The sequence below is a fragment of the Mesorhizobium sp. M7A.F.Ca.AU.001.01.1.1 genome (genome assembly GCF_004022735.1).
GTDB classification, from domain to species: Bacteria; Pseudomonadota; Alphaproteobacteria; order Rhizobiales; family Rhizobiaceae; genus Mesorhizobium; species Mesorhizobium ciceri.
Genome location: NZ_RZPF01001357.1, coordinates 1 through 468, shown reverse-complemented (window position 1 = coordinate 468; position 468 = coordinate 1). Strand labels below are relative to the sequence as shown.

Genomic DNA, 468 nt, shown 5'->3' with positions numbered 1-468 from the left:
ACCCTCGCGTTGCCAGTGACATGATCAAGCACAATCCGCCTTCTCCAGAACCATTGCACCGCGCCATTGCGCGGTTCGGCCAAGCCACCGTGCTGGTGGTCGGCGACTTCATCCTCGATCGTTTCGTCAACGGCGTCATCGAGCGGATCTCGCCGGAAGCGCCGATCCCGGTGCTGCATGGGCGCGGCGAGACCTCGACCATGGGCGGCGCCGGCAATGTCGTGGCCAACATCGTTTCGCTCGGCGCTGCCGCTGTCCCCGTTTCCGTAATCGGCGCCGATCTGGCGGGCGACAGTCTGGTGCGGATGCTGCGGGAACTTGGCGCCGATACGGCGGGCCTCGCGCAGGAGCCTGGTCGCATGACATCGTCCAAAAGCCGCTTCAGCGCGCTCAACCAGCAGGTGCTGCGTTTCGATGAAGAGGAGATCAAGCCGCTCGGCGCCGCGGAGCGAGCCGGCCTGATCCGCC

General features: G+C 66.0%; 1 protein-coding gene. It reads left to right on the top strand.

Going from position 1 to position 468, the window contains the following annotated elements; translation table 11 throughout:
- Positions 1-20 precede the first annotated feature (20 nt).
- On the top strand, positions 21-468 hold a 448-nt coding region (locus EN884_RS38160; protein WP_245492079.1), incomplete at its 3' end, for a PfkB family carbohydrate kinase.